At 54.7% G+C, this 21,488-nt stretch carries 19 protein-coding genes and 1 tRNA gene; 6 read left to right on the forward strand and 14 right to left on the reverse strand.

Going from position 1 to position 21,488, the window contains the following annotated elements; translation table 11 throughout:
* Positions 1–113 precede the first annotated feature (113 nt).
* Positions 114–189 (forward strand) — tRNA-Val (locus I9182_RS13135).
* Positions 190–454: 265 nt separating this feature from the next.
* On the opposite strand, the gene I9182_RS13140 is transcribed toward I9182_RS13135, so the two are convergent.
* The 11 genes from I9182_RS13140 to I9182_RS13190 form a co-directional block, all read right to left on the reverse strand.
* On the reverse strand, positions 455–2,308 hold the full coding sequence (locus tag I9182_RS13140; RefSeq protein ID WP_209598556.1) for a hypothetical protein: 1,854 nt from the start codon (positions 2,306–2,308) through the stop codon (positions 455–457).
* A 9-nt stretch (positions 2,309–2,317) separates the two neighbouring features.
* Positions 2,318–2,539, reverse strand: coding sequence for a hypothetical protein (locus tag I9182_RS13145; protein ID WP_170534732.1), 222 nt, complete (start codon positions 2,537–2,539; stop codon positions 2,318–2,320).
* 1,232 nt (positions 2,540–3,771) lie between these two features.
* The gene (locus I9182_RS13150; RefSeq protein WP_209598557.1) at positions 3,772–4,722 is read right to left on the reverse strand and encodes a DarT ssDNA thymidine ADP-ribosyltransferase family protein; all 951 of its coding nucleotides are present in this window, start codon (positions 4,720–4,722) and stop codon (positions 3,772–3,774) included.
* 12 nt (positions 4,723–4,734) lie between these two features.
* On the reverse strand, positions 4,735–5,580 hold the full coding sequence (locus tag I9182_RS13155) for a macro domain-containing protein (RefSeq protein ID WP_209598558.1): 846 nt from the start codon (positions 5,578–5,580) through the stop codon (positions 4,735–4,737).
* Between the two features lie 507 nt (positions 5,581–6,087).
* Positions 6,088–9,102 carry a primase-helicase family protein gene (locus I9182_RS13160; protein ID WP_209598559.1) on the reverse strand — a complete coding sequence of 1,005 codons (3,015 nt, stop codon included), beginning with the start codon at positions 9,100–9,102 and terminating at the stop codon, positions 6,088–6,090.
* A 90-nt stretch (positions 9,103–9,192) separates the two neighbouring features.
* A complete protein-coding gene (locus I9182_RS13165) occupies positions 9,193–9,351 on the reverse strand; it encodes a hypothetical protein (RefSeq protein ID WP_209598560.1) in 159 nt (52 codons plus the stop codon).
* Between the two features lie 207 nt (positions 9,352–9,558).
* Positions 9,559–9,948: a hypothetical protein gene (locus I9182_RS13170; protein ID WP_209598561.1), complete on the reverse strand. Its 390-nt coding sequence runs from the start codon at positions 9,946–9,948 to the stop codon at positions 9,559–9,561.
* Positions 9,949–10,181: 233 nt separating this feature from the next.
* Positions 10,182–10,379, reverse strand: coding sequence for a hypothetical protein (locus I9182_RS13175; RefSeq protein ID WP_209598562.1), 198 nt, complete (start codon positions 10,377–10,379; stop codon positions 10,182–10,184).
* Entirely contained in the window at positions 10,376–10,615 is a 240-nt protein-coding gene (locus I9182_RS13180) for a hypothetical protein (RefSeq protein WP_209598563.1), read from the reverse strand. Before I9182_RS13180 ends, I9182_RS13175 begins: the two co-directional genes overlap by 4 nt.
* A complete protein-coding gene (locus I9182_RS13185) occupies positions 10,615–11,091 on the reverse strand; it encodes a hypothetical protein (RefSeq protein WP_209598564.1) in 477 nt (158 codons plus the stop codon). The genes I9182_RS13180 and I9182_RS13185 overlap by 1 nt, the downstream gene beginning before the upstream one ends.
* 2 nt (positions 11,092–11,093) lie before the next feature.
* Complete coding sequence (locus I9182_RS13190; RefSeq protein WP_209598565.1) at positions 11,094–11,612, reverse strand: hypothetical protein; 519 nt, start codon at positions 11,610–11,612, stop codon at positions 11,094–11,096.
* Between the two features lie 411 nt (positions 11,613–12,023).
* Between I9182_RS13190 and I9182_RS13195 the strand changes: the two genes are divergently transcribed.
* Positions 12,024–13,493 carry an SEC-C domain-containing protein gene (locus tag I9182_RS13195; protein WP_209598566.1) on the forward strand — a complete coding sequence of 490 codons (1,470 nt, stop codon included), beginning with the start codon at positions 12,024–12,026 and terminating at the stop codon, positions 13,491–13,493.
* A gap of 142 nt (positions 13,494–13,635) precedes the next feature.
* Here I9182_RS13195 and I9182_RS13200 read toward each other — a convergent pair whose 3' ends face one another.
* Positions 13,636–15,141, reverse strand: a complete 1,506-nt coding sequence (locus tag I9182_RS13200) for a tyrosine-type recombinase/integrase (RefSeq protein ID WP_209598567.1) — start codon at positions 15,139–15,141, stop codon at positions 13,636–13,638.
* A 291-nt stretch (positions 15,142–15,432) separates the two neighbouring features.
* On the opposite strand from I9182_RS13200, the gene I9182_RS13205 reads away from it, so the two are divergent.
* The gene (locus I9182_RS13205; RefSeq protein WP_209598568.1) at positions 15,433–16,431 is read left to right on the forward strand and encodes a LacI family DNA-binding transcriptional regulator; all 999 of its coding nucleotides are present in this window, start codon (positions 15,433–15,435) and stop codon (positions 16,429–16,431) included.
* Here the strand turns inward: I9182_RS13205 and I9182_RS13210 are convergent, their stop codons facing one another.
* Together I9182_RS13210 and I9182_RS13215 are read right to left on the reverse strand one after the other, a co-directional pair.
* The gene (locus I9182_RS13210) at positions 16,432–17,565 is read right to left on the reverse strand and encodes a Gfo/Idh/MocA family oxidoreductase (protein WP_209598569.1); all 1,134 of its coding nucleotides are present in this window, start codon (positions 17,563–17,565) and stop codon (positions 16,432–16,434) included.
* 37 nt (positions 17,566–17,602) lie between these two features.
* Entirely contained in the window at positions 17,603–18,706 is a 1,104-nt protein-coding gene (locus tag I9182_RS13215; RefSeq protein WP_209507848.1) for a Gfo/Idh/MocA family oxidoreductase, read from the reverse strand.
* 124 nt (positions 18,707–18,830) lie between these two features.
* Here I9182_RS13215 and iolC point away from each other — a divergent pair, with 124 nt between their 5' ends.
* Genes iolC through I9182_RS13230 form a run of 3 tightly spaced genes read left to right on the forward strand, consistent with a single transcriptional unit; the run spans position 18,831 to position 21,481 of the window.
* Entirely contained in the window at positions 18,831–19,799 is a 969-nt protein-coding gene (gene iolC / locus I9182_RS13220; RefSeq protein WP_209598760.1) for a 5-dehydro-2-deoxygluconokinase, read from the forward strand.
* Positions 19,800–19,808: 9 nt separating this feature from the next.
* Entirely contained in the window at positions 19,809–20,645 is an 837-nt protein-coding gene (locus I9182_RS13225; protein ID WP_209507850.1) for a 5-deoxy-glucuronate isomerase, read from the forward strand.
* Positions 20,642–21,481: a class II fructose-bisphosphate aldolase gene (locus I9182_RS13230; RefSeq protein ID WP_209507854.1), complete on the forward strand. Its 840-nt coding sequence runs from the start codon at positions 20,642–20,644 to the stop codon at positions 21,479–21,481. The genes I9182_RS13225 and I9182_RS13230 overlap by 4 nt, the downstream gene beginning before the upstream one ends.
* Positions 21,482–21,488 lie beyond the last annotated feature (7 nt).

The raw sequence follows: 21,488 nt of genomic DNA on the forward strand, positions 1-21,488 counted from the left end.
CACCGAGGCTGGCGTCATTGAGGGCGGCATTTCCTATCCGCAACCCATCGCGGAATAAAAATCTCACAGACCCTCTTGCGCCCGCCCGCTGGCTTGGCTACATGCAGCGTCACGGGTGATTAGCTCAGTTGGTAGAGCGCTTCGTTTACACCGAAGATGTCGGGAGTTCGAGTCTCTCATCACCCACCACTTCCACAACCTCTCAAATACCTTATTTTTATAGGCCTTCGAGCGCTGCGATTTCCCGAATGTCTAGCAGGCAGTTCGAAAATGTCTAGCAGACACGACTGGCAAAACAGTCCGAGACACCTTCCAGTTGGATAGGGATTGATAAGTTTGAGGGGGCTCAACCACACTGTCCTTGTTCAATTCTAATTCCGATTCGAGCGTCTGCCCCACTTCGTGCTACGGATTGCTGCGTTGGTTTACTGTGATCACGAAGCGTTCTTCCCAATCAAACAGGTTCAGATTCTGTTACCCCACCAGACTCTGTCTTCAACTCAGTCCGCATCCATTTTCGAGCTGCATTGAGACTTTGACGGTAGTCGTCAGCCGCCACACTAAGGGACTCTGGAGAAGTGGCTCGGTCAAGGTCATCGACTGACCAATCTTCCGCTAGTCTTTTGCTGATTGCGTAGCACGTGGCTTTTCCAACGCGAAAGGCAGTGAACCGCTGTGCAGCTTGCAACACCAGCTTTCGAAGCATCTCAGCTTCCACTTGTCCCGAAAATGACAACTCAAGCTCTGAGGCCATTCTGTCGACTGCAGAATACTTGCCATTAACGAATAGTGTTTGAGCGTCCTTGTAGAACTTTCCAGCGCGCCCCTTGATGCCTTTAGCTTCAATTTCTTCGGGCTTTACCAAGATTTCTATCTGGGGCACTCGTTCAAGTGCTTTGGTTTCCTTTGACAGCTTGGCTCCATCTGGAGCCCTTCGCACGCGACGCGGAGTGGCACGTTTGGATCGTTCGTTAATGCGATCAAATATGCCGTCGACATCGTCGTCGACACCCTCTGTTTCCGCAGGTTCAGTTTCATCTGTACCTTGATCAAACAGATCGACACGGTCGGGCAGCGCCTTTGAAGGCGAGAATGCGACCGTCGGAACTTTGAACTCATCCAGCAACTTCTGAAGGTCCTTTTGGAGGTCATCAAGGTTGTCATCGCTCGGTGGATGCGCATCTTTGATAACTTCCTTCACCCACTGCGGCATAAGCTCCCTCACTTGTGCAGCGAAGTGTTCAATCGTTAACGCGGAACGATCGCTGGGCGAGGTAAGGCCATCTCGGTACTGGTTGGGAAGTGCCATTTCTTCAGGCAACATGATCTCCACTGTCAGCACTGTGGAACCAAACGGAATTCCAAAGTTTGGAGCGGCGGCAGACCAACGCTTTTTGTTTTTTAAGTCATAGCGTTCACCTTTGTGAACCAACGCACAAAAGGTCGTTGACTGCGTTGCAGGGTTTTTCAAAGAGCTTAACGTGTGCCCGTGGTTGAGGTGCTTCGGATCATGCACGTAGTGAACGATTACACCTGTTTCTGGGCAAGTCACCTGCTCGGCGTGTGGCAAAGATGGGATCACAGACGCGAGTGGTTTCAGGGAGCGAAACCTACCTTCTTCGTTCTTCCCCCCACCTTTCGTCATGGCCGTGTTGATGAACACTTCAACCCCCGGCCGGAATTTGGCAAACCTCTGAAAAATCTGAGTTGTGACGTAGCTTCGATCTACCGCAACATCTCTTCCTATCGGGCGCTCAACGGTGTCGTGTTCGCGATCCTCACCAAGCAGGACAACCTCGGTCCAGTCGATGTTCTTCGGCATCCCCTCTGAGGTCGCAGCCCAAGTAACGTCATACACTGTGTCCTCTTTTCCATCGTCGAACTGCACCGGAAATCTTACGTATGTCTTCAGTTCTTCATCGTAACCAATGGTGACTTCATGGATCACTCCGTCTTTGCAAGACCGATAGCGTATGCCCTCAGGATTTATGGTTAACCCTGAAACCTTCGCTCCGATACCAAAGTTCTCGTCCAGCGCTAGTTGCTTGTTTATTGATGACGATAGGTTGGTCGCTACACGCAAGTCACTCTCACTCATCCCCGGCCCCGTATTCCAGAAAGTGAGTTTTCGGACACCCTCGATATTCGTTGGGTAGACTCGGACTGTTCTTTCGCCTTCTGGAGCCAAGGCGGCGTTCTCTTGAGCGTTCATAAAGAATTCCCGCACGAGAGTATGGGTTGGTGCTTGCTCAATTAGACGGTTGATTAAGAATCGGTCGTTATCAATTTGAAGTGGCTCGGCACTCATACTGGTATCCTAAAGCTTAAAAGTGTCGGAATCGCTCGAAGAGGATGGGTTGAATTTTCTTTCGAGTTCGCTGGTAGCCTCTCGAAGGGCTTTGATTATCTTCTTCACGTCTTTTTCGTCGTAGTCGTAGGCCCTCTTGTTCGAGAGGTTCCCAATCTTCCGTATTGCATCCAACGCGGTACGCGTCCTTCCCTCTGCAAGTTTTACAAATTTCTCACGCTTCTCAGACATGAATGCCTCACGATTCCCAATGGTGAATCAAACATGTGCACTGAATTTCTTGATGTCAATAGGCGCATATTTGTGAATATTCTCGAGAATTTCACAATAATATTCGGCTTTTTGCCGTGCATTATCATCAGATCACGTTTCTTGACGAAGGGTACCCGCCAAAACTCGCCCCGCTCAATGCACGCATGCGGCTCATCGTGACCCCAGCTTTGACCCCGAGACGAACTTAATGATTATAGGCCATAAATGGCTGTTGCATCGCTTTGCATTGGAAAAGTGGTTGGACAAATCGCACTCTATACGCGCGAAATGTCTACCGCTGAGAAGGTAGAGAGAGTTGCCACAAGTACAATCCCATCGAGCACGGACATTGTTCAAAGGTGGTGGATGCGACCCAGCAAACCAACAGAACGGTTCATCCGGATCGGGCAGTGTTCGAACGTCGACTATGCAACACTTTTTCAATGAAATTGGAAATTTATTGAGACCGCTCTGCAAACCAAGCAAGGGGGGCCTTGGCTGCTGGTGGGTCCCCGGCTTTGGGCAACCTCGGACGCAGATTTGAGCGCGGTTGCATTAACAAATTGGGAAAGTTGCTCTGGCGCTCACGGGTAGCAACTGCGCGCCCATTTGGCGCACCCCTATACCCCCTCTCGGGTCCCTTTAAGTATATATAATTAAACAACTTTATCCGAGACCGCTCCGCTGACGCGGACTATGCCACCTCATTCAGTCTGTACGTTTCGCGCCACTGAATTCAATCAATCCAGATATTGTGAGTTAAGTGGTTTTGGGACCAGATTTAGTGGTGGTTTTCAGGATCGGGATAACTCGCGTCAGCGGGGCGGTGTTTCCCCCGTCGCCCGTGCTATACTGGCCTTCCGAGGTGCAGGGCGGAACGCACCATAACAGCCATTATGTTAAATTCGTAATTTGCAATACATACTGCAAGCCATTGTTTTTAAATAGTTATTTTCTGACCGTGATTCTTCTGCCCTGAGACGAAATCCCACGAAATATTATTACTCGACAGCACTTCTCGTAACACGTTGAAATATAATGCTTTACTCAACTTCACTGGAATCCGATTAGTGACTTGCGATGCCCTCGTGGTCGCTTCGGGAAGTGTGTCGATCACGTAAAATATGTATATACGCTGACTATGCAACATTTGCGAGTTGCACAGAGCCGCGTCAGCGGCGGCTGATAGCGCTTAGTGATGTTTGTGAGAACTATCTGGTCAGATTGACCTGTGACTCATGAGCGAAGCAATTTTCTAGATGAAACACCACTCTGTAGTTACCTGCCGGAAGATTGTGCTCGGTGTAGTAGCCCTGATGCGCTTTCAAGTTGGCATCTACCATCTGGTAGAAGCATGCGTTTGCATCATCAAAAATACTCATCTGGGTGTGGATGTCCCCACTTGATCTAGATTCCATCAGCTTGAAGTTAATTCTGCCCGGTGCGGAATCCACGTATTGAACCGCAGTGTGCTTGTGAAAGAAAACGCCGGTCCCTTGGGATTTCCTAATCTTGGGGACAAAGTGATGAAGACCTTCGCGAGTTAGTAAGAACTTCATTGTTGCGACATCCGCATCTGTTCGCACGATAATTGCGCTGAGTGCCGTTGCCACGTCGAGAGGACTTTGAGCTAAAACCTCAGCGCATCTCTTCTTTTTCTGATCATCACTAGGATTCGCCTCATCATGGAAGATTCCCTCGAAGTCCAGTTGTTCGAAGCCATCATCGCCGTCAAAGACTTGAGACAAAGGTGACTGCATATTGCACGTGGAGAACCTAGTGCCCTCCATCGTGAGAATCTTTTCACTGCTAAATGCGAGCATTACCAAGAGCCCACCGTGCCTACCCATGTAGTAGTCTGCAGGTTTACGAATCCCTTCAATGTGGAATTGGGTTGGTGTTCTTGGTCGAAAGTAAAGACGGGCGAATTGGTGTGCCACGTCGCGGTTCTGAACAATATCGGCTGGAGCAATATCTTGACGCAATACTTCTCCGGCGATGGCATCGTCGCGCGACAATAACTGGCCGCTCTTAAGAATATCAATCGCAGCTCCTATATTCGCGTGATGGAAGAGGTGCTTGGGCCACTTCTTCTTATAGTTGCTGAACCTGCCCAGCCATTCCTCAAGGTGCGCGTGGTAACGCGCAGAGCTAATTCCCATTGCTAATACCTTTTAGTGCGTACCAACTGCCACGGACGGGGGGTTACTGCTCCTAACAAACTCAACGGCGAGATTAACTCGACCACATCGATCAGCCATGCTGACAGGCCGGACGTAGGGCAATTGAGACAGCACCGAGAAAACCTTGAGTGCAGACCGCTGTACATTCTCCGGTAGATCAAATCTGGAAACGGGACACACCGTGAGGAGGTTCCATATGCGGAACAAGTCTTCTTCGGCGGCTAGGAGTTGGTCGCAACCTTTTGCACCGCGCAGTTCGCGCTTTTCGTTTAACCAGACATGGAAGGGTTCGGTCATCATTAAGGGTCGAACTTCACCACCTTGCGCGTCGATGGTAGCTTGCAGGTCCTTGTAGAAGCCATCAAATGTGTTCGGCTTGTGCCCGTGTTGCATAAGTGGCAAGTCGTGCTCTAAGCGACCAAGCTTCTTTTCGAAGTCGTGAATATAAACTGTGATTGGCAAATCATGGAGATAGTCGATCATCGTGGGTTTGACATCGGCCCAGTCCAAACCACCGTTCCCACACCCTAAACGTGGAAACGCAATCTCGCGAATTCCGTGTTCATCATAGCTGCGTCTGAATTCCATCAACCCTTCTCGGATGTACTCAATTTTGGATGGATTCCGCCAGTGCTTCTTGGTTGCAAAGTTAAGCACCCACTGGTCAGGACCTTTCCAAAGCCAGAATGAACCCGGTTTGAGTTCTCCTCGTTTACATAGTTCCTTGTACTCAAGGAACATGTCTGGGTAACGCTCCTTAAATGCTGCTGCGAGGCCTTTGCCCATGACACCGACAGTATTGACGGTATTCACAACTGTTTGTGCGGAAGATGTCATTAGGCTAGTTCGGTGAAACTGTAGCATGCAATATCCTCCCTTTCTTGCCGACTTGGGGTTGGCTCTTGTTACATCTAAGAACAAAAAGAGAACACCTCAAGAATCAAAGTCTTTTCTCTCAACATATGGTTGGTTTGCCTCCGACGTCCACCTTTTCTATGCGGTGCTCAAACATGTGACACAATTCGTGTCAATCCAAACCAATGAGAGGCAGCCGATCCCTCTGCCTCCAAGCCTCCAAGCAACCTCCAAGGTCTTGGAGGCGGATTTGGCCATAAAAATAAGGGGCGAGGCCGCCACCTCCAAACCTCCAATAGAAACTACCTCAATAAAATTTGGTTTAGACACACACACCAACAAATTCAGGTGTGTGTGTCCCCATCTGTTTTCCACTAGGGTTCGCGTTCGCCGGAGGTTTGGAGGCTGTCGCCGTACTTCCCTTTAGAATAAGCGTTTTCGTGCCTCCAAGTCACCTCCACCCCTCGACACCATTGGAGGTAGGGCCACTCACGCGGCCCCCAGCAAAACCTTGTCCACGTTCTCGCCCAAGATTTCAGGCGGAAACACCCAAAGGCGCATATCGCGGTGGTCGCCGACCTTCCCGCGCATTTCAGTGATCTCAACACCAAACAAGCGCCAAACCATCGCCACCACGTCCGTGTCGTCAACATCGTGCTTGTTAGCCGCCACCTCAATGTAGGCGCGGAACGCCGCCTTAGGAACGCGCAACCCATCTTTTCCGGGCGTGAAAACCTCATCATAGCCCGAGACCTTCAGGGTTACTTCGCACTCACGCAGGACATTCAACAAACGCCGCTGCCCCGGACGCATTGAATGGACAGCCATGACCTTCCGTTCAGGCGTTTCAGGAGCCGTACGAACGTCCGCCCAACTCTTGCCCGCTGACGCGGGATCGTACCGTTCCAGATAACCAAGAAGGCACCGCATCTCATCACCTTCAATAGCCTTGGTCAGCTTCTCAAAATACTTCGTGTTTCCTTGCTCTTCTGAATTGAACCGAAGGACGAAATAGCGACGTTCAGAACCGTTGTTCTCGATCAACACCGGCACGGCCTCGTTGGAGTCGAAGTAGTACCGCGCGCAGGAAGGCACAGTAACGATACTCATCCCCTTTGCCTCAACCTGAATCGTCACCGAGTCGACGTTCGCCTTCAAGGTACTGGAAACGCGCCGTGATGCACCGAAAACAGCTTCATTGACCACCACCAGAACGCACTTACTCAGGTGCTCACCGGCGAACTGACCGATCACATGGTTCTCATTCTCAAGCTGCTTGAAATGAGGTGCCGCCAACTTCGACAAGAGAGTGCCAAACCGACCCTTACCGATGCCGCCGTCGCCAACACCGATGATAGACGTCCCCGGCTTCTCACCGGGGCGCTGAACCATTTGCGCCATCCAAAGCAGCAGCCAGTCCAACTTGTCCTGATCGCCATCACAGACAATGCGAAGCATGAAATCGTGCAGGACCGGGAAATCCCGTTCGTCACCGAACTCACCCACAAGCGAAGTCAACTTCCGACCCTGATACATGTTGAAGTCATTCTGCCCCGGCACCAGCGGCGGCGGCGCGAATACCAAGCCGCTCTTTCGCTTTGCCGTTTCAAGAAAAACCTTCGCCGGGTTGACCAGAGCCTCCCCTACAATGATCTGCCGATCCAGATGCAGGTTCAGGAAGTCGTCCTTGCGGTAAACGGCAATCGTGGAATCAAAATCGGAGTTAAATGCGTTCAAGTCCGGCTTGCGGACAATACGGAACTGCCCGCCCAGATCGCAGGGTGCATAGCGATACGCCAAAGTCGCCAATGCGGTTTCCATGTCGTCGCCCAAAGGGTCCGCAGGGTCCAGAGACGTGTTCGCAGGTTCGGCATTCAGGGCGGCGAGGTTATCTTCGCGCTGTTCTTCCGCCTTCTCCGCCGCGTAAGCGGCCTTTTCTGCGTCCAGCAAGTCACGCCCATGCTTCTCAGCGCTCTTGCGTCGGTTCGCGTCAAGATGATCGCCGATCAAGTTGGTCCACATCGAAACGGCATTGCTCCGTTCACCACCCTTGAGAACACCAGCATAGATCGCGGCGAAATGGTCCTTGCCCGCGTTAGCGGGCAGAGCGGCGAAAGCTCGCTTTACCGCCGCAGGGGTCTTGAGCCTTTCAACCCTGATTTCCGCGTCTACGTAGTCTGCGCGGTCAATGGTGATCGCTTCACCGTCAAGTTCGTTCGGGTAGAATGCGGGATCGCACAGCAGACCAGAAAAGGTCTCCCCGTCCGGCATGGTGATCTGCTCTTCGATAAGGCGGAGGAAATCGCAGGTGTACAAGCCCTCGCAATGACTGTGGTGACAATAGATAATCGCGCTTTCGTCAGCACTCTCGCCCTCCGCTGCCCATGCCATATCCTCACCGGACGTATGCGCCGCTGCGTTTGGACAAAGAACATCGACGCCACGCCCAGCGTCTCCCCGAACGTCCCAGCCGATCATTTCCAGAAAGTCCGGCAACAGGAAGTATTCGCCGTGATCATGCCACCATGCCAGAAGATCAAAGCCATCGGAAAGATAAGCGGGTTCGCCGCGAACGGCACCACTACCACCCTTAGCGCCTGACGGCGCGCGGCGGGTGTACTGGGAAACATCTCCGACCGGCATGTCGTCCAGAGTCAGCCCACGGCCTGCAAGAATGTAGTGCTTGAAGTCAGCCCCCTTTGGACGCGCGGGCATATACATAAGCTGAGAAGGCAAACGCCCACGCGCATCAAACTCACCGGGGATCAGGTATTCACAGAAGCCAACGTAACGCGCCTGCCACTCTGCATACCTGGTCTGCCAGCCGTCACCATCTTCGCCAAGTTCAAACGGCGCTGCCAACGGAATGATAACCCGGAAACGATCACTGCTGGGTGCGCCCTTGGTGGTGTGGGAATGCGTGGTGTAGACCACGGCGAACACGCCCAATTCGCGCAGTCGAGCAATTACCGGCTCAACAGCGCATCCCCCGTCAACGTCGATGGCAACCGCATACACCCGCCGCAGCCTGTTCTTGAGCTTATACATGTACTGAAAGCGCTGCCCATTCGTCGCGACCGACTTTCCGGTCAAGTCGCCTTCCGCGAAATACAACGCATCCCCGCCCTTGTCCGAGCGTTCCGGGTGCGGGGTCATCATCTTGACCACCTCTGCCCACGTACCGCTGAACCGAACCCAATCACTGCCAAAAACCTTGGGCGCGTGGTCAGTCACACCAATCACCGCCTTGGAATTCAATAATGCATCGCAAGCGGGGGCCTCAAGGTCCCCGATGACGGTAGCAGCACTAGTCTTACTCAGCGCCGGACGGGTAAACTTGACTACATTGCCATCGCTGAAATGGTCATACACCCACAATGACGGTTCAGGCCGGTCCGGGCAATCCTGCGACGGTTCATCTCGCAACCCACGCGCAAACGCATAGACGCTCAGCCCTCCAGCTAAATAGGGATTGTTGAAGGGTGCGACTGCATCCTTTGCCATTCTGTTCTTGCTCCTCGATTTTTTGCCATCTTAGCGCCCGCTGACGCGGGCCTTGTTGGGCGGAGCGCACTAACGCGCGCCGCCACCGTTTCACTGTGCCGCTGACACATCCGCTGCTTGCTCCAGCAAGTCGGTAAGTTCCTCGCCCAACCGCGCTAACTCTTCTGCGTTGTCCCGCGTCAGCGGGCGCAGCCCAGCAGCCCGAATTGCATCCGTCACCTGCACCAGTTTCTGCTCAATTTCGTACACCCTTAATCTCCTTCTGATTGAGGTCGTGCGGAACTGATCCGCCGACACCAGACTGATTAGCAGAGCGACGGTTTCAGATCAAATTATTTAGCAATATCAGTATCTTAACTACTTGAAGTGAACTTTTCACATTGAAGTTTGACTTCAAGTCGCAGCATTTTGGCTGATCCATCTACTTCAAGTGAAGTTTCCCAGATCAGCGGTCAGTTAGACTGACAAACGCCAGTCTCCGAGATTGCCGATTGCGACTTCAGACGCCGAATCATGGTTGCCATAAACACCGGGGCGGACCTCGTGCGCGCCAAGCAATTCCAGCGCCCAGACACATTCCGTCAGGTCTGACTCTGCCTCTTCCCGGACCTCGCGCAAAGACACAGCAAAATTCAGACCGTGCCCGATATCGACTAGCTTCATATCGATAGCTTCGGCGAGACGGAGCGCGTCAGCGTAGTCCTGCGGATCAAGATGCGTAGACAGCCATGCTCGGCGTTCAAGCATTCTATGGCGAATGGTCTGCGGGTCATCGCTGATCTTCAAAGCATCTACCTGCGCCAAATACAGACGGGACTTCTCGACGGGGGTCAGCTCGATACTCATTTCTTTTCTTTCTTGTTGGGGTGATTAGTGCGCCCCAGCAATGTGGCAACCATCGCTGGGGCTGGCATTAGCGCGCAGGCTCGGGGTATTCGCGCGCCAACGTCTCCGCCACTCGGGCGGCTATCTGAGGCCATGCAGCCACAAAGGACTCATTGTCCGGGAACTGCTGGCGCTCGGCATGCCATAGCTGACAGCGCCGCAAATACCGGTCATGAGCACGACGCCGCATAGCGTCACGCTGCTTTACGGTCAGCCCAGTCTTCGATCTCTTTTGCAAGGCGTTCTTCCTCTTCCTGAAACTGTTCAGGGGGCCACTCGGATCGCTTTTCGATTGCACGTCGCCAACGCTCGTCACGCGCTGATTTTCTGCGGCGGGCGTCTTTATCCAATTCGAAGCATGCGCCGGACCCGGCTGCATCGAAAAAGCTCATCGTGCGCCTGCGCGGACATCAGCGGCGTCAGCAACCGCGCGCGCCTTATTCCGGAGGCGTTGCCGTTGCTGCTCTTCAGCCGAAAGCGACGGGGTCAGGCGTTGCCTGAGGCTGCAAAATGCTGCTGCGGTAATCGTGTCACCGGTCAAGTGGCAGTAGTAGTTGACACCGACCTTGACGAAGTGCTGTTCAATCGCCCCGCCAGCGGCTCGGAGGGCGGTTTCAAGCTCATTCATCACATCAACCCCCAAGCGCGGGCCTTAGCCAGACGCTCAACGGGATTTAGCGTCATGAGGCGGCGGAGAAGCACGGCCTCATCCTCGATACTAGTAGGTGCGGACTGCTGGCGCTTGTCGGTCATGCCAAGTTCTCGGGCGCGGGTGATGCGCTTCTCCGGCGGCAGGCGCGATAGCTCTGCATGAGCGTCTTCGTCGCCCTGCTCAAGTGCTTCGCGAAGCTCCTTCTGCCGTACCTGCTCCTTGACCCCCTCTAGCTGCTGAATTTCAGCGACATAGAGTTCTGACAGCGGCTCGTCGCTCAGGGTGAAAATGCGCGCGCTCGGCATCGACATCACGTCTTCGCGGGTCAGTTCGACTTCGAACAAACGGGCGGCGTCTGCAATGATCTTGTCAGACACAGCTTCCCACCGGGCGCGGGTCAAATCTCCCCCGGACGAAACTAGATTGCGGAAATTCTCATTCGGGTCGCTCATTCTTATGCGGCCTCCTTACTGCTCAATGATTCAAAGTGTCGTGCATTCGCCAATGCGAAGGAGAATGCGAAATGCTCGAAGTCAGGCAGATCAGCATCATCCCCCGTCGTGACGAAACGGCAGATGCCGGGGTGTAGGCATAGCTTCAGATGTAGGGCGTCGATGAACTGCCAAATCTCACTGCTAACGGTCGTGTTGTAGAGCGCAGCCGTGAAATCCACACGGCAATCCAGCAGCCGTTGCCTTTGCTCGTCGTCCAGCCATCCCTCAAAGGCCTGACAAACCGGGATAACATCGTCCCCGACGAAAAGGGTGTCTTCTAGATCGGCGACATCAATCAAACTCCGCACGGCCTCACCAGCGCGCTCACGCGCGGTCAGCGTCGGCAATACTGCGGCGACGTAATAGCGCTTGGGTAGCCCGCTGGTGGCGGGCACGATATTCTTCAATCTTGCGCAAGCGGTATTGCGAACGACGCCACACGCACGCGCATAGCCTTCCTGAGTGATGGTGATAGGCACTGCTTCCTCAATTTTCGGGGAGAGTTGGTATTGTTGTGCCTAGTTTACCACGAGAAGCACTCACGACCTAGCATTTGGCCAAAACGGGTCACGGCAAAGCTCCTACGGGAAAAGCACTCTAGCGCAAACGGAAAACACATTAACTTGCCGGAGTGCTGGCAATGTCTGAATCTGGCGAAGTTCGACTTTTCCGGCGAAGCACCAATTCTCTGAGGTCGCGTCGCTGCCGCTTTCTAAGCATTCCCCAACGTCGAAATGCGGTTGATAGAAAATTAAGTTGAAGACTAAGGTGGGAAACCCACCCGCCAATCCTAGGTGGCAGATACACCACGAGTTTGTTAGAGCCAAAACCAACCGATAGTTATTCGGTCGACATAGAGGTCGGTTCAATTCGCTTAAGATGATTGATTGATGAAAGAGAAAAAAATGGTGGGAACACGGCGAAAAGAACGCCGGGTGTATTGGAAGCCTAAGCTAAGTGAATTGTGTCCTTGCGGGTCAGGGCAAAGGTACAGGGACTGCTGTTGGAACCGGCTCCCCGGTTTCGACATCGGCAAAGCTTACACAGCAGCATGTAATGAGGATAAGCTTGGGCTCGCGCTTGTCGCTGCGCGTGCCGATGTTACCCAATACACGATTTGGCACAGGACAAATACAGCACCCGTGCTCCATGTCGGCGAGCCGATAGAGCCGTTATTGCGGATCGATGTTAATGCACTTGGGGAGTACGTAGATCGTCTTTCATGGCTCTATTTCAACACCGGAAAGTGGAATAGCTGGCCAGCAGCCCTTGAGAGATTGAGCACAAACATCGATCACAAATGGTGGCGAAAGAAGATAATTTGCAAACGGGCCGTGCTGCATCTGGCACCCGGAGGCAGTCGGTACAAGGCGCGGCAAGAACTGGCCAAGCTAGGCCCAATCACTCCCGCCGAAGATGACATTGAGGTTCTGCAAATCTTCATCGACCTTGAACTGCGAAATGCGTCGTACTCGGAACGTACCGCATTTTTTGATCGCCTAATTGATCTTGATGAGTCCGCAGAAAGCCAAATCCAATATCGAGGCGGTAAAGCTTTTGATCTTCTATTGCATGGCGACCCAAAAGCTGCGGAGACAAGGCTAAGCGACCTTTTGGACGAATACCGAAATGATGAAAATTTGTCAGCGTTTGCGATGCAAAAGCTCTACGATGTCAAAGAAACACTTGGCACCATCACTGATGACGCTGCATTGCTTCGCGAAACCGCTTCAGAGCTATCAGCAGCGGTTCAAGACGGTAGTTGGACGGATCATGGACGTTCAAACATGTATCTTCAGATAGGCGATTGTTATCGATATGCCCGGGAGTGGGAGTTGGCAATTGGTGCCTATGAAGAGGCGATTGCGTTAGATGGCAGTCAAATCTGCCGCATACATTTGGCTGAGTGTTTCTTGTACCAACAGAAGATAGAGAAAGCGATAAGTCAGATTGAATGTGTAGCTATTGAGGAACTCGATGAGCCGGGCGTGATGGACTTTGTCTTCGCGTATTCGGCGGTCTCCATTTGGAGCGCAGAAATCGAAATGTTGAATAAGGCTAAGGACTGGCTCAAATCGTTGAAGGCATCACAGCCACTTTTCGAACAACGGCGTTTGAAGCTTCTGGTGCGGGTAACAGAGACCGCTGCAAAAGGGACTGCATCCTCAGAAGCGAAAGAGGATAGCACTCCTGAAGGGGGTGTTGCGGGTGCATCGCGTGCGCTTTTGCTTCAACCGAATTTCTTTGGCATTGGGATCAACTTCAACGAGATCATTGAGCGTTTTGGACGGCGAAAGAAGGGAACACAGCTTTCTATCGAGCACCACGATACGGAGGATGGAAAGCCCGGAGACGCCTAAACACAATTCTCAAGTGGAATAAACTACGCTGTGTACTGCCCTCACACGACACGATCAACATTCCTGTGTGAACGGCATTTCTATATCGAGCACAGCGCGGGTCGGCGGGCTCCAGCGTCGCGCGCGTATGCGCACCCGGTCACTACCAATACGTTATCGCATCCAGAGATTTCTTCATGGCTGCTCGACCATGCGCAGTCTCGCCGTACGGCGTCTTGTAGTGTCGTAGCTTTCCCTGCCCGACCACATGGCCGATAATGCCGCGAATGATGTCGTCATTCATCCCTTCCTGTCGTTGCAATCGGTCAACCAGCGTATCCTTAAGACTGTAAAGGACATGCCGGTCGTTGTTGTATCCGGCGGCGCGGATCACCTTTCGGAAGTTGTCGGACAGGGTGACGGCTATCGTTTTTGATTTTCGCTCCGTATCGAAGCCGCCACTGGCGAGAAATTTTGGGAAGTCTGCGATATGATCAGAGAGTGGTAGTTTTCGAGGTGTCGTCTTTGTTCGCCGGATCGTTAGAACTCCGTTATCAATGTCTGCCGCCGTCAGGCGGAACACTTCAGCGGGGCGCAGCCCAGTATACAACATGACCCTGACAGCCATTAGAAACGCCTTACGGCGTCGGGGCGTCATTCGGCTACTAGACTTCGGTCCCCAAGCTTCGTTCAGGTGCCGCCATATCGCTTTCATTTCTTCGTCACTGAACGCCTGCCATCTCGCCTCTTCTACTGTCGTGTCACGCTTCGAAAGTCGGACGCGGGGGAATTGCAGGTCTGCCAATTCATCATATTCATCAGCCGCCCAACGCCACAGCGCCTTTAGCGGTGCAAAGTGCTTCTCAACCGTTTGAATGCTGACATTTGGATTGGCTTCCAGCATGTCGCGATGCTGGCGTAGCTTGTCCCGGTTGTAGTATGGCAACGGATGATCGCCGTTGCAGTTTGCAATCAGCTTGTTGACCATCTGGCGATATGAGCGCGCCGTATTGGCGCGTAAGGCTTGTACCTTGATATACCTTTCCATCAGTGCCGAAGCACGCATCTCCGGGCGTCCCTGATCGGGCAAGGGGGCAAGCTCATCAAGCCGTTTGGCGAGCATTGCCTTGTAAGCATCGTAGAGCATTCGATCTGCTGGATCGGTGGGCGGTGGAATCTTCGGGAACTTATTGCCTTCGACACGGCTGTCATCACCGAAAGCTATTGCTTGGGTGGCGGACAGCCGAAAATACTCGGTTCGATCATCACGGACGCTCTGCATGATCTGAGGAATACGCTTCCACATCGAACCAGTTAGCGATTCAACAGTGCCCTCGTCCCCCTCAATCGCATCCGGCGCGCCTCTCTTTTCCAATTCTGCAATGCGCGCTGAGGTACGTTCTGCGGCAAGTCTCGCAGCTTCCTGCCGCGCTGTATCTGGTTCGCGCAATCGGGCAATTGCCATGTCGTGTTCCCGGCGAAGATCAGAAGCTCGTAATACTGCCTGATCAAAATTGCGGCCTATAGAAAGGTTCCAGAGTTTCTTCCTGAATGCCTTTTGGCAATCGTCCGGGACTCGCCTATTGTATCGGTAAAGGCCGTCTTTGGTCTGAACGATATACTTTACTTTCGCTGCGTGATTTTGAGACACAGAGCTACCAATCTTCATCGCCAAAATTGGCTAATGTCTAGCAGGCAAGGTCGAAATGTCTAGCAAAAATGGAACGTAGTGAGCTTAAGAAGCCCATACATATCAACAAAATATGGGTGCGGAGATGCTATTGCGTGGTTCGAGTCTCTCATCACCCACCATCCTTTCACAATACCGAACGACCACACGTGGCTTTCGCCGCCAGTTGCCGATTGCAACCGGTTGCAAGTTTGTAGCGATGGTGCATAATGAATCTCTGATGCAAAACACCTTGATATCTCTGACCATCAACGACCGGAGCCGCACTGCGTGAGCGTGACCCTGAAAGACGTCGCCGCTTTGGCTGGTGTATCGCGATCTGCCGTGTCGCGCACCTTTACCGAAGGTGCCTCGGTCTCTGCAAAAACACGCAGCAAGGTCGAAAAGGCCGCGCGAGAGCTTGGCTACAGTCCCAACGCCCTCGCCTCTTCTCTGACCACCGGGCGCACCAAGCTGATCGGGTTGATTTCGAACAACTTTCACAACCCGATTTTTCTTGAGGTGTTCGATCAGTTTACCCGCGCCTTGCAGGAACGCGGGCTACGCCCTTTGATCGTGAACCTGACGGACGAGACCGAGCCCGCAAACTCGGTCCGCATGCTGCGCCAGTATTCGGTTGACGCGGCCATCGTTGCCTCTTCGACGCTGCCGCCCAGCTTTGCCAAGGCGTTCCACGATGCGGGCGTACCGGTGGTGCACACGTTCGGGCGCTCGGCCACCTCGCCCGAAGTGCATGTGGTGGGAATCGACAACGTCGAATGCGGGCGCATGGCCGCGCGAGAGCTTTTGGCGCGCGGATACAGGCGTGTCGGCTATCTGGGCGGGCCTGAAGATGCAACCTCGGCACTCGACCGGTATCGCGGGTTCATGGAAGAACTGGCAGATCATCCCGATATCGAAGTAAGCCATTGTTTCGCGGGGGCTTATTCCTTTGAGGCCGGCCGCGCCGAAATGTTGCGCCTGTTGGCCAACTCCCCGTCCGAGGCGTATTTCTGCGGCGATGACATCCTGTCTGTAGGCGCATTGTCCGCACTGGCTGATCATGGGCTGAAACCCGGTCAGGACATTGGAATTATCGGACTGAACGACATGGAAATGTCGCGCTGGGAAAGCGTTAACCTGACAACGATCCACCAGCCGATCAAGCAGATCATCACCTCATCCGTCGATCTGGTTGTCGAGATGCTGAAAGAGCCTCAGCGCTATCCCGAGGCCCGCATTTTCCCCTGCCGCGTGATCGAACGGGGCACATTGCGGCCCCGCCCCTGATCAGCAAAACATCGGCGGCCGCGCATCCCGCCACGCGCCATCAGCCTTGCCCGACGCAACAGCCGCGTGAACGGCTGCAATGGACCGCAGCCCATCTGCCGCACCGGGCAGACCGTCGCGCCTTTCTCCGCGGATTGCATCCGCCAGATCGCAATAGATATTGGCGATGGCCAGCGGGAACCCTTCGGGGTGCGCGATAGCGACCCGAGACAGGCGTTGCACCTCGTCGTGCAAACCGCCCTCACCCTTTTCGATGATCTGAGTACGCCCGCCGACCGGAGTATAGATCAACTGGTTGGGCTGTTCGGATGCCCAGCGCAGCCCACCGGTTTCGCCAAAGACCTGAATGTCAAAGCCATGTTGCCGCCCGATCGCCACCGAAGATGTCCACAGGCGCCCAACCGTGCCGCCCTCCATCCGGAAATTGATCATTGCATCATCTTCCAACTCACGGCTGGCGATGGTTGAGGCCATGTCGGCAGACAGGGTTTTCACCTGATCGTCACAGATGAAACTGGCCATGTGCAATGCATGGATACCGCAATCGGCAAACTGCCCCGACACCCCGGCCATCGCAGGGTCATAGCGCCAGCGTACGCGCGGGTTATCCGCATCTGTGGCGTCGCCATGATGACCGTGGCTGAAATTGGTCACCACCAGACGCACCTTGCCGATTTCACCTGCGCGCACCATCGCGCGGGCCTGACGCACCATCGGATAGGCAGAGTAACAGTAGTTCACCGCGCAGATCCTGCCCGAGGCTTCGGCCACGCGCACAATCTCTTCTCCCTCTTCAACGGTCATGGTCATCGGCTTTTCGCACAAAACGTTAAAGCCTGCCTCAAGATACGCCTTGGTAATCTCGAAATGGGTCGAATTGGGTGTCGCGATGGTTACCAGATCAATCCGATCCTCTCGGTCTTTTTCACCCGCCAGCATCTCTTGCCAGTCGCCATAGGCGCGATCGGCAGCAACCCCCAATCGCTGCGCGTATTCGCGGCCCACGTCGGGCCGGTGATCCAGCGCGCCAGCAGCAAATTCGAACAACCCGTCCGCCTGCGCCCCAAGGCGGTGTGCCGGACCAATCTGGCTGCCTTCACCACCCCCGATCATGCCCCATCTCAACTTAGCCATGGTCATTGTCTCTCATTGGAATTGTCACATAGAGCGATCAGAAATCGCTGATGTCCTGCCATTGCCGCTGATCGGACGAGGCCAGCGCGGCGGCCAGCACGCGGTTGACCTCATGCCCGTCGCGGAACGTGGGCCAGATCGCCTCGCCGGTGTGGATGGCCTGTAAAAAGTCCTTGGCCTCGATGATGATCTGATCCTGATAGCCGGTTCCGTGACCCGGACCCTGACAGAAGGGCTCATAATCCGGGTGTGCTGGGCCGGTCAGGATCTTGGTGAACCCGCGCGCGGCTTCGGGCCCTTCGCGCTTGTACAGCCACAGCGCGTTCTGGTCCTCCTGATCGAACCGGATCGCGCCTTTTGTGCCTGATATTTCATAGGCATAGCCCATTTTCCGGCCCGTCGCGACGCGGCTGAAATACAGGTTTCCCATCACCCCGTTTTCAAACCGACACATCATCTGGGCATGATCGTCATTTGTTACCTCACCACCGGGGCGGGTTTTGTGAACGGTCTCAACATCGGCCATCACCTGCGCAATGGGCCCGATCAGCGCTAATGCGCCGTTGACCATATGCGGGGCAAGATCGCCGATTGTGCCGTTGGCCCTACCGGTTGTGCGCCAGGTGGCCGGGGCCTGCGGATCGGCATAGAAATCCTCGGTATGTTCGCCCCGGAACCAAGTGATGTCACCAATCGCGCCATCGGCAATTAACTGGCGGGCATATTGGCTGGCGGGTGTGCGGATATAGTTGAACCCCACCATGTTCACCGCTCCCGAAGCCTCAGCTGCGGCAACCATCGCCCGACTGTCTTCAAGCGATGCGCCCAATGGTTTCTCGCACAAGACCGGTTTGCCCAAGGCAAAAGCCGCTTCGGCGATCTGACGATGTGTTGACTGAGGCGAGGCGATCACGATTGCTTCGACCCTGGGGTCTTCAACCAAGATGCGCCAGTCATCGGTCGCCCTCTGAAATCCATAGGCCGCCCGGTAGCGTTCGGCACTGTCCGGGCTCGACGCGCAGATGACCTCGAGCCGGGGGCGCAACGCCGTGTTGAACACCGCACCGACGGCCGACATGGCAACGGAATGGGCCTTGCCCATATAACCGCCACCCACGATTCCCACTCCGATTTCAGGCATCTGCCATGGCCTCGCACATTGTGTTTGCAACCGGTTGCAAAATCAGTATCGTGTGAATCGATTCAACGCAAGGTCCAAACTTTGCCCACCCCACTTTGCCGGAGGATATGACGTGAGCGCTTTGATGGAGGGTATCAAAGGAAACCGCTTTGCCGTTCTGGGGCGTGCGGGTATGGACCTTTACGCAGACCCGATCGGTGTCAAAAGCGAAGAGGCCGATACGTTCCATGCCGATCTTGGCGGCTCGTCCGCGAATATCTGTGCCGGTCTGGTCAAGCTGGGCAGTCAGGCATCCTTGATCACCTCCATCTCGGACGATGCAATTGGTCGGTTCTGCCTCAACCGGTTGCAACATTACGGGGTAGACACCGCTTATATCCGCGTGTTGGGGGGTGAGTATCGCACCTCTCTGGCCCTGTATGAAAGCCGGACTGAGAACTTTCAGAATGTCATCTACCGCAACGGCGCGGTCGATTTTCAGGTTACCGACGCGGATATGGACAGGGTTGATTACACATCCTTCTCGGCCCTGATCTCGGCTGGCACCGTCTTTGCATCCGAACCCTCGCGCAGCGCCACGTTCCGAGGGTTTGAAAACGCGCGCAAAGCTGGTCTTCCGATCATTTTCGATGTTGATTACCGCCCCTACAGCTGGCCATCGCCAGAAATTGCCGCTGACGTTCTGTCCCGTGCGGGCGAAGCCAGTGACCTGATTGTCGGCAATGATGAAGAGTTCGGGTTCATGGCCGGCGGCATGGAAAAGGGCTTTGCCAAGGCACAGGACCTAGCCAGAAAACCGGGCCGGGTAGTCATTTACAAGATGGGCGAAAAAGGCGCCGTCACGCTGGCGGATGGGCAGGAAATCAAAACCGGGATCTACCCAGTCGACGCCATCAAGCCCGTCGGGGCTGGTGACAGTTTCATGGCAGGGCTTCTGGCTTCGATCGCGGCGGGGCACGCGCTGAAAGACTCGGTGATGCGCGGGTCCGCCTGCGCATCCATTGTCGTTTCCAAACCCGGCTGCGCCCCCGCCATGCCCACGACCCCCGAACTGAACGCGTTCCTCGCCTCTCACCCCGGTCCGGCCACATAGGAGTATCCCATGCATATCGCGCCCTATGACAATCAGAACAAGCCCATCGTTGACGCCGGTGATCCGACCGTTCCGCTGAACTATTTCAACATCGTCAAACTGAAAAAAGGCGAGGCGTTCGAATACCAGGTGCCGGGCTACGAGACCTGCATCGTCCCTGCAACCGGCAGCGTTGATGTGGATGTCGAAGGCGTTTCCTTCCCCAGGCTGGGCAACCGGGGCGAAGACGTCTGGGATGGCGAGCCCGAGGGCGCCTACGTGCCTGTCGGCGCAAAGGTACAGATGGTCTGCGTTTCTGACGCGGCCGAGGTGTTTATTGCCGGTGCGAAATACGACAAGGTGCTGGACCCGTTCGATGTGCGCGAACACGACCTTGTGCAATATGGCAGCGACGACACCAAAACCCACCGCAAAATCAAACACATCCTTGGCCAAAAGCAACACGACAAGGTCGGCCGCCTATTGGTGAGTGAGCTGTTCACCGTCGGTCAGGGCGGCTGGTCGGGCTTTCCCAGCCACAAGCACGACACCAACCGCCTGCCGGACGAAACCCGCCACGACGAGACCTACAATTTCAGGTTCAAGCCCAACTGGGGCTCGGGCCTTCAGATGTTGCAGCGCGAAGATAACCAGCCGGGCGACGCCTATCACATCGTGGATGGATCGACCGTTTGCATCGACAAGGGTTATCACCCCTGCTGCGTTTTGCCGGGGTACGAGATGTATTATTTCACCATCCTCGGCGGCCTGACCCAGCGTTCTCTGGTGCAGTATTTCCAGCCCACACATGCCTATCAGATCGAGACCATTCCCGGCATCAAAGACATGATTGCGAAATTCAAATGACCCTCGTGACACTGAAAGACGTCCTGCAACCCGCTTATGAACAGGGCTATGCCGTGGGCGGGCTGGTCACACTCGGCTGGGAAGATATGCGCGCCTATGTGGCCGCGGCCGAGGCCGAGAATGCGCCCGTGATCCTGCAAGCCGGACCCAGCTGCCGCGACCACACTCCGCTACCCGTACTGGGCAAGATGTTCCGGTATCTGGCGGAAAACGCCTCGGTGCCCGTCGTTGCGCATCTGGATCACGGCTACACGTTCGAAGACTGCAAGATCGCGCTCGACAGCGGTTTTACGTCCCTGATGTTCGACGGATCGCGCAAGCCCCTGCGGCAAAACATCGATGAAACTGCCGCAATTGCCGAGATGGCGCATACGGCAGGGATTTCCTGCGAAGGCGAGATTGGTTTTGTCGGGTACTCGGGCGGTGAAGGATCGAACGGCACCGACCCGGCAGAAGCGGCCCAGTTCGCACGTGAAAGCGGTGTGGATGCGATGGCGATATCGGTCGGCAACGTCCACCTGCAACAAAACAAGGAAGGCGGTCTGGACGAAGCCCGCATCGCCGAGATCGACGCCTTGACCACAGTGCCTCTGGTCATTCATGGCGGGTCGGGCGTGCCGGTAGATCAACGCATGAAGCTGTCCCGCGAAACCTCGATCTGCAAATTCAACATCGGGACCGAGCTGCGCATGGCCTTCGGCAATGCCCTGCGAGACGCTGTCAATCGCGATCCCGAACGGTTTGACCGCGTGACCATCCTGAAAGAAACCCACAACCCGGTCGAAGCTGCCGCGCGCATGGTCATCCGTGCCTTTGGTGCACCCCCGCAACGCTAACGCGCGC

It is taken from the genome of Ruegeria sp. HKCCSP351, from assembly GCF_017872535.1.
Classification (GTDB): domain Bacteria; phylum Pseudomonadota; class Alphaproteobacteria; order Rhodobacterales; family Rhodobacteraceae; genus Ruegeria.